This is a genomic window from Marinagarivorans sp. (assembly GCF_982758155.1).
On record NZ_CEXWTU010000241.1, the window covers coordinates 1,601 to 7,237 of the forward strand.

The following is a 5,637-nucleotide window of genomic DNA, read 5'->3' on the forward strand; positions in this document are numbered from 1 at the left end:
CAGGCTGGCTTTAAAAGTCGCTGTTGTTCAAGCGAGAGTTGATCTCGTGGCTGCCAATCCATTTCGGCGGCGGTTTCTGATTGTGCAGCGGCACTGCTACCCATAACGAGTATCAGTCCGAACAGTTTTGTTAGCTGACCCCTAGCCATACGCAAGCGCATAAGCGGCTGCGTCATGGGTATTTTAAAGGGCTTTGCGTTGTCGCAAGCATTGGGGTTAGGCATACTGCAGGGTCTTTTGCGGCTCATCTAATTATCTTGGGCGCAGATTGTAATGGCGCGCACTGCTGAATGAAACAGCAAAAGTGCATAAACCTTGCTTGGTGATTATTTCTTATGTCCATTTATGAGTCTTTGGCCGCTTGGGTCGACCAACAGCTAGCTTTGCGATCAATGCCTGCCGCAGTGCTGAAACCGATAGTCGGCGATGCTGGTTTTCGGCAATATTACCGCTTGGCAACCGAAATGCCGTTATTGGCTGTATATGGTCCGCCTGATATTGAAAAGCATCAATCCTTTGTTCAAATTAGTGAGCACTGGCAAAAGCTCGGTGTTCCCGCGCCGCAAATTGTTGCTTATGATTTCACGAAGGGTTTTTTGTTGATTCAGGATTTTGGCGCTACTTCTTTAAGTGATGTGCTAAAAACGCAGAAAGAGAATGATCTGGCTCTCAGTGCATGTTATCGCACAGTTTTAGCACAATTGCGCCCATTACAGGTGTCGCCGCCGGAGGATTGGTACCCCCGTTATGATTGTCCTGCGCTGCAAGCTGAGCTCGATTTATTCATCCCTTGGTTCATTGAGAAACTGTTGGGCTATGAGCTATCAAATAATGAGCGGAAAATGCTACAAGCATTATTTGATCGTTTAATTGAAGAGGCCTTGGCGCAACCACAGGTAATTGTGCATCGCGATTTTCACTGTCGCAACATTCACCTTCAAGATGAGACGTTAGAGCGCTTGGGCTTTATTGATTTTCAGGATGCTGTTGTTGGCCCCGTGACTTACGATATCGCCTCACTTTTGAAAGATTGTTATCAGTGCTGGCCATCCACTTTTGTGCGCGCGCAAGCTCTTAATTATCGTGAGACGTTACCAGTGCATTTGCAAATGGCTAGCGCGGAAACCTTCTTAGGTGCGATGGATACCATTGGGTTGCAGCGCCACTTAAAGGTGCTGGGAATATTTGCGCGTTTATATTTAAGGGACGGTAAAGCGCAGTACTTGCAAGACTTGCCGTTGGTTGTTGCGTATGTTCGCCAGACCCTCGCGCAATATGATTATTGTCAGCCAGTGGCGCAGTGGTTCGAAGAGCAACTAATGCCGCTTATACAAAAACAGCCTTGGTATCGTTCAGTGGAAATTCAGCCGTGAAAGCTATGATCTTAGCCGCTGGTAAGGGTGAGCGCATGCTGCCCCTAACGCGAACCTGCCCCAAGCCGTTGTTGCAAGCTGCAGGACAGCCGCTACTCGAACACTGGTTGCAGCGCATTGAAGCCGCGGGGGTGAGAGATATTATTATTAATACGGCTTATTTGGGTGAGCAAATTGAAGCTTATATCCTCGCCAGAAACGGTTTGGCCACTGTAACAATTAGCCGCGAAGTCGAACCTTTAGAAACGGGAGGGGCGTTATATATGGCGCTCCCTCTTATCGGCGATGCTCCATTTCTACTGGTGAATGGCGATGTGTTTTGCGATGTCGATTTGAGTGCGGTGATAGCGCGCGCAGAGGTTGAACCCGCGGGAGCTTATTTTGTGCTGGTGGACAACCCCGCGCACAACCCCAGCGGTGATTTCCTGTTGGCCGCAGACGGTTATATTCATGACAAAGAAGGGTTGGTGGGTGGGGCGCAAGCGTTAACTTTTTCGGGCGTTAGTGTAATGAGCCCTGACATGGTTCGCCAATATCCCGATTGTCGGCAAAAATTTCCATTGCGAGAAGTTTTTGATTGGGCGCTGGCTAGGCATGTAATTCGTGGTGAACACCATCTTGGTTATTGGTTGGATGTGGGTACGCCAGAGCGATTAACGCAGCTTAATGACTATTTAAGAGAGGATGCATAATGGAAGCCTATGAGGGTTTGGTAGCAACGCTGGCGTTAACCATGGGGGCTAGCTGGGCCAGCGGTATAAATTTGTATGCGGTGTTGTTAGTGCTGGGTTTTGGTGGCGCAACAGGCAATATTGATTTGCCAGCGGATTTGCAGATACTCGAAAACCCGCTGGTGTTAGCTGCAGCCGGTTTGATGTATTGCGTGGAGTTCTTTGCCGATAAAATACCGGGGGTAGACACTGGCTGGGATGCGATACACACCTTTATCCGGATTCCAGCTGGCGCTATGTTGGCGGCGGGCGCTGTCGGTGACGTGTCTCCTGTCATGGAGCTAGCGGCCGCAATTGTTGGTGGAGGCTTGGCCACAACCAGTCACGCAACTAAAGCCGGTACGCGCATGCTCATCAATACTTCGCCAGAGCCTGTATCGAATTGGGGAGCCTCATTCACTGAAGATATCTTGGTGTTGGGCGGTTTATGGGCGGCTTTGAATCACCCTGGCGTTTTCTTAGTGTTACTGTTTTTGTTTATTGTTTTGGCCATTTGGATACTGCCTAAATTATGGCGTTTGCTAAAATATATATTGCAAAAAATACGGGCTTTTTTTGGCGGTGAATCCCCAGAACCGATATCTGCATCTACAGCAAGCTTTGCGGGCGATGTTTTGCCGGCTCCGAATGGGCGTGGTGACACGGTATCGGAGCTTGAGCGTTTAAAGGCTCTACGTGACAGTGGTGCGATAAGTGAAGGCGAGTTTGTCGCGGCAAAGAAAAAACTGTTGGGTGGCTAGGGGTTTGTGCTCTTAAAATAATTTAGCCAAGAGCACGGGTACCGCGGTTTCTACACGTAAAATACGATTGCCCAGCTGTACCGGGCTAAACTGATTTTCAATAAATGTGTCCACTTCGGTGGGAGTGAATCCACCCTCGGGGCCGATGGCAAGTACCGAGGGTTTTACGGGTAGCTGCGCTGCGTTAGGGTAGTTGCCTGGGTGAGCAATAATTTTCTGTTGCTGCAGCATAAGCGGTAGTTGTTCGTGAACAAATGGTCGCCACTTTTTGTGCTGAATGAGTTCCGGCATTTGCGTTGCCTTGGCTTGTTCTAGTCCCAGCATCAGTTGTTCGGCAATGGCGTCCTCTTTTAATAAAGGCGTTTGCCAAAAACTTTTTTCTACACGTTCGGTATGAATTAAATGCAGCTTTTTTACCCCCATGGTCGCAATGGTTTGCAGGCTTCGCTGCAACATGCGTGGTCGGGGTAAAGCCAGTATTAGCTCAACATCAATTTGTGGTGGGGGTGGGGCGGTTAGCTCTATGTTTGTGAGTGTTACGGAGTTTTTGTCGATCGCATGGATAGTCGCTGTGCCGACATTACCATTAATACCGCCAACGGTAAGTCTATGATTAATCGGTAGCTTTAAAACCCTAATGATGTGCTCTGCCCGGTAATCATTGAGTACAACTTGTGCGTTGTTAATTTTATCACTTGTGCGAAGCAGCAATAGGTTCATGCGTAAGAATCATCGAGTTTAACAGTGAAGTTGCTAGCGTACTGAGGCTGTAGAGTGGCGCTAGGAGGGCGAGATACTAGGGTTTTATTCGCTTGGGCGACTAAGGTGTTTTGCGCGAATAAAGTCACTGTGTGCAACATGAATAAGATCGGCCACTTTACGAATGACATATTCTTCGTATTTGTCGAGTTCGCCATCGGCATAGGCGATACGCCACATACCTGCAATCAAATCAAATTTATCTTGTGCTGAACAGTGTGTATTCACTTGTTGAGTGAATTGGTACATGGAAGTTGCTTCCAGGCATTCGTTCTGTGCAAGTGTAATCAATTCTGCACTTTGTTGGCTTGGAATAGCGAAGCTGTCTTCGAGCACGCGCTGCAAGCAGGCGAGTTCTTTCGCATCGAATTCATTGTCAACAATGGCGACTTCAATCAACAGTGCCGCACAGGCGAGGCGTTTTTGCTCCTCGCTGAGTGCGGTGTTGGATTCAGGCCGCATTTCGGCCTGAAAAATGTCGAGTATTTTCGACAGCATAATAGACGACTTAGCCTTTCTTCGAGGCTAAGAAGTTCTCAAGGTTAACCATGTCAACAACAAAGCGACGGATGCCGTCGGCTAGTTTGTCGGTTGCCATGGCATCTTCGTTGTTGCTAAAGCGGTACTGTGCTTCGGTCTCGATGATGCGCTCGCCGCCAGATTTGCCTTCAGCGCTTAATGCGCACTCTAAAGTGCCTTCGTCTTTTTGGAGCTGATCTAAAAGCGCAGGGCCAATCGTCAAACGATCACAACCCGCAAGGGCTTCGATTTCACCGATGTTACGGAAGCTTGCGCCCATAACAACAGTATCGTAACCGCAAGATTTGTAGTAATCGTAAATTTGAGTAACAGACTGAACGCCTGGATCTTCAAGAGGAGCATATTCTTTTTTGTCGGTATTGGCTTTGTACCAATCGAGAATACGGCCAACAAAAGGAGAGATTAAGAATGCGCCTGCATCGGCACAAGCGGCAGCTTGGCTGAAGCTAAACAGTAATGTTAGGTTACAGTTAATGCCTTCTTTTTGCAGAACTTCAGCGGCTTTAATGCCTTCCCAGGTCGACGCGAGTTTAATTAAAACACGGTCTTTACCAATGCCAGCTTGCTCGTAAAGCTCGATTAAACGATGCGCTTTAGCGATAGATGCTTGGGTGTCGAAAGACAAGCGAGCATCAACTTCTGTTGAAATTTTGCCCGGTACAATTTTGAGGATTTCACAACCAATCGCTACTGCTAAGATGTCACCCGCATCGGCGATATCTTTACCGCGAGCTAAAGCGTCTTGTACTAAAGGCGCATACTGCTCTAATTGAGCGGCGCTATACAACAATGATGGGTTAGTTGTCGCATCAACGGGCTTGTACAGTTTGATCGCTTCGATGTCGCCAGTATCGGCAACAACGTTAGAGAATTTTTTAAGTTGTTCGAGCTTGTTAGTCATGGAGTTCCCCTATTGCATGAGGCGCGTATTATGGGCATGTCAGAGCACTTTCGCAATCTGAACGGAAGTACCAGTTTTGTTAGTTTGTTCCCGACGCCTGAATATAGGCCTCGCGGCTTGCTTGGTGGGCTTGCATTTGGTCCAAGGCTTCTTGTAAAACAGCGGGTGTTGCGTCTTTGGGGCTGGCGTTGTCGCTTAAAAAACGGCGAAATAGGCGCCCGCCGTGTTGCGCGGCATAAATTCCTAAAATATGCCGCGACATATGATGCAGGCGAACGCCTTGTTTGTGTTGCTGCCAGCAATACTGGATAAACTCGGCCAGAATATCCTCGCGGCTACAGGGCGGTTGGCCATTAAAAAGCAGTGCATCGGCATCAGCAAAAGCGTAGGGGTTGTGGTACATCTCGCGGCCCACCATCACGCCGTCCAGGTAGTCTAACTGTTGCTGGCATTGCTCGAGTGTATTTAAACCGCCGTTCAAAACAAAAGTATGCTGCGGATAAAGCTGCTTAAGTGCGTGGACAGTTTCATATTGCAGGGGAGGGATTTCGCGATTTTCTTTAGGGCTTAAGCCTTTTAGCCATGCCTTACGC

8 protein-coding genes are annotated in these 5,637 nt (G+C 48.3%); 3 read left to right on the forward strand and 5 right to left on the reverse strand.

The genetic code is table 11. The features are described from left to right. Nucleotides 1-248 (reverse strand): hypothetical protein (locus AC3A8L_RS18330; protein ID WP_487963723.1); only part of this gene is annotated, 248 nt, incomplete at its 3' end. Between the two features lie 87 nt (nucleotides 249-335). On the opposite strand from AC3A8L_RS18330, the gene AC3A8L_RS18335 reads away from it, so the two are divergent. From AC3A8L_RS18335 to AC3A8L_RS18345, 3 genes are read left to right on the forward strand one after another with little or no spacing between them, the layout of a single operon-like run. Beyond that, entirely contained in the window at nucleotides 336-1,373 is a 1,038-nt protein-coding gene (locus tag AC3A8L_RS18335) for an aminoglycoside phosphotransferase family protein (RefSeq protein ID WP_487963724.1), read from the forward strand. A gap of 5 nt (nucleotides 1,374-1,378) precedes the next feature. Next, nucleotides 1,379-2,065, forward strand: a complete 687-nt coding sequence (locus AC3A8L_RS18340) for a nucleotidyltransferase family protein (protein ID WP_487963731.1) — start codon at nucleotides 1,379-1,381, stop codon at nucleotides 2,063-2,065. Next, nucleotides 2,065-2,844 (forward strand): DUF4126 family protein, encoded by a 780-nt coding sequence (locus AC3A8L_RS18345; RefSeq protein ID WP_487963725.1) that lies wholly within the window; start codon nucleotides 2,065-2,067, stop codon nucleotides 2,842-2,844. The genes AC3A8L_RS18340 and AC3A8L_RS18345 overlap by 1 nt, the downstream gene beginning before the upstream one ends. A 12-nt stretch (nucleotides 2,845-2,856) precedes the next feature. Here the strand turns inward: AC3A8L_RS18345 and AC3A8L_RS18350 are convergent, their stop codons facing one another. From AC3A8L_RS18350 to AC3A8L_RS18365, 4 genes are all read right to left on the reverse strand, one after another. After that, nucleotides 2,857-3,564, reverse strand: a complete 708-nt coding sequence (locus tag AC3A8L_RS18350) for a 16S rRNA (uracil(1498)-N(3))-methyltransferase (protein ID WP_487963726.1) — start codon at nucleotides 3,562-3,564, stop codon at nucleotides 2,857-2,859. Between the two features lie 84 nt (nucleotides 3,565-3,648). Then, a complete protein-coding gene (locus AC3A8L_RS18355; protein ID WP_487963727.1) occupies nucleotides 3,649-4,101 on the reverse strand; it encodes a tellurite resistance TerB family protein in 453 nt (150 codons plus the stop codon). Nucleotides 4,102-4,111: 10 nt separating this feature from the next. Beyond that, entirely contained in the window at nucleotides 4,112-5,044 is a 933-nt protein-coding gene (tal, locus tag AC3A8L_RS18360) for a transaldolase (RefSeq protein WP_487963728.1), read from the reverse strand. Between the two features lie 79 nt (nucleotides 5,045-5,123). Then, on the reverse strand, nucleotides 5,124-5,637 hold a 514-nt coding region (locus tag AC3A8L_RS18365), incomplete at its 5' end, for a tRNA-dihydrouridine synthase (protein WP_487963729.1).